This is a genomic window from Thiohalophilus sp. (assembly GCF_031581315.1).
GTDB lineage: Bacteria > Pseudomonadota > Gammaproteobacteria > UBA6429 > Thiohalophilaceae > Thiohalophilus.
Genome location: NZ_JAVLAZ010000173.1, coordinates 1 through 2,107, shown reverse-complemented (window position 1 = coordinate 2,107; position 2,107 = coordinate 1). Strand labels below are relative to the sequence as shown.

Genomic DNA, 2,107 nt, shown 5'->3' with positions numbered 1-2,107 from the left:
CTGAATGAAACCCGAAGGGGTTCTACAGTGAGCCGGGAGCGACCCTCCGCGAACTCTGCGTTAATTTTGTAACCTGGAAAAGTGACATGCCGTTACGTTTTACCAAAATGCACGGCCTGGGCAACGACTTCGTGGTCATTGACGCCATCCACCAGGAAGTTGACCTCAGCCGCGAGCAGATCCGCCAGCTGGCCGATCGCCGCTTTGGCATCGGCTGCGATCAGCTGTTGCTGGTGGAGCCGCCGCGCGAGCCGGGGGTGGATTTTACCTACCGGATCTTCAACGCCGACGGCGGCGAGGTGGAGCAGTGCGGCAATGGCGCGCGCTGTTTTGCCCGCTTCGTGCGCGACAAGGAACTGATCGATCGCGATACCATCGAGGTCGCCACCGCCGCCGGGCGCATGACCCTGCAGATCGAGGCCGACGGCCAGGTCACGGTCAACATGGGCGTGCCACACTTTGCGCCGGCCGAAATTCCTTTCGAAGCCGATGCGCAGGCCGATCTTTATGACCTGCAAATCGATGGGGAGAGCGTGCGCATCGGCGCCGTCGCCCTGGGCAACCCCCATGCCGTGCTGGAAGTCGCGGAGATCGAGACAGCCCCGGTGGATCGGCTCGGACCGCTGATCGAGGCCCACCCGCGCTTTCCCCGGCGGGTCAATGCCGGCTTCATGCAGGTGTTGGACAACGGCCATATCCGCCTGCGGGTCTATGAACGCGGCGCCGGCGAGACCCTGGCCTGCGGCAGCGGCGCCTGCGCAGCGGTGGTCGTGGGTCGCCAACTGGGCCGACTTGGTGATAAGGTTGAGGTGACCCTGCCGGGGGGGACCCTGCTGATCCACTGGCCGGGCGCGGGCTCGCCGGTGCTGATGACCGGTCCGGCCACAACGGTATTTGAAGGTCATATCGAAGTACGAGGATAATCAGGCGCCATGAGCAATCGTCAGGAAAACCCGATCACGGTGGACAAGGAATTCGAACGCGAGATTGTCAGCTATTTACGTGACAACCCTGACTTCTTCGAACGTCACCTCGATTTGCTGGCCGACATGCTCCTGCCCCACCAGCCCCAGGGCGCGGTCTCCCTGATCGAGCGCCAGGTCTCGGTGCTGCGGGATCAGAAACAGGAACTCAAGCAACGCCTGCAACAACTGACCGAATATGCCCGGCAGAACGAGGATCTGAGTAGCCGCCTCAACAAGCTGATTCTGGATCTGCTCGATGCCGATGATTTCGAGACGCTGCTGACCCTGATCCAGCAGCGTCTCAAGTCCGACTTCGAGGCCGATGCGGTGGTCATCCGACTGTTCAATTCCGGCGCACCGGTGCTCAAGGCCCACCCCGATCTGATGGACTGGAGCGAGCCCGCGCTGGGCGCGTTCGAGAAAGTCATCAACGGCCGCAAACCCGTCTGCGGCAGCCTCAAGCCGGGGCAACTGGATGCCCTGTTCAACGACTATGCCGACGTGGTGCGCTCCGCCGCGCTTATTCCCCTGGTGGAAAGCGAGTCCAGCAAACAGTGCGTCGGCTTGCTGGCGATCGGCAGTCAGGATCCGCAACGCTTTCGCGCTAACATGGGAACTTTGTTCCTCTCCCATCTCAGCCACGTACTCACCCGGATTCTCAAGTTACACCTTGGCTCATGACCCCCGCCGCCCTGCAGGCCATTGATGATTATCTGGCCCGACTGCAAACCGAACGCCAGCTCTCCCCGCACACCCTGAACAACTACCGCCGCGATCTGAAACAGCTCAGTGCCTTTTGCCTCGAGCAGGATCTGACCGAGTGGACCCAGCTGGACAGCCAGCATATTCGACACTATGTGGCGCAGCGCCATCGCCGGGGGCTGGCCGCCAAAAGTCTGCAGCGAGAACTGTCCGCCCTGCGGGGGTTTTTCGATTTTCTGATCCGCGAAGGCCAGCTGCCGGGCAATCCGGCGCGCGATGTGCAGGCACCCCGGGTCAAACGCAAACTGCCCCGGACGCTGGACGTGGACAAAACCGCTGCGCTGCTGGATGAAACCGAGGCCGATACCCATGATCCCCTGTGGGCCCGCGACCGGGCCATTCTGGAACTGTTTTATTCCTCGGGACTGCGCCTGAGTGAA

The 2,107-nt window shown here is 62.0% G+C and carries 3 protein-coding genes; all 3 read left to right on the top strand.

What is annotated here, in order from left to right:
• Positions 1 to 86: 86 nt before the first annotated feature.
• Entirely contained in the window at positions 87 to 923 is an 837-nt protein-coding gene (gene dapF, locus RI563_RS13280) for a diaminopimelate epimerase (protein WP_310694860.1), read from the top strand.
• Between the two features lie 9 nt (positions 924 to 932).
• Complete coding sequence (locus RI563_RS13275; RefSeq protein ID WP_310694859.1) at positions 933 to 1,646, top strand: DUF484 family protein; 714 nt, start codon at positions 933 to 935, stop codon at positions 1,644 to 1,646.
• The coding region (locus RI563_RS13270) for a site-specific integrase (protein WP_310694858.1) at positions 1,643 to 2,107 on the top strand (465 nt) is incomplete at its 3' end. The genes RI563_RS13275 and RI563_RS13270, both read left to right, overlap by 4 nt.

Coding starts and splice junctions, on each gene's coding strand:
- dapF (WP_310694860.1), top strand. CDS start 87: ATGCCGTTACGTTTTACCAAAATGCACGGCCTGGGCAACGACTTCGTG.
- RI563_RS13275 (WP_310694859.1), top strand. CDS start 933: ATGAGCAATCGTCAGGAAAACCCGATCACGGTGGACAAGGAATTCGAA.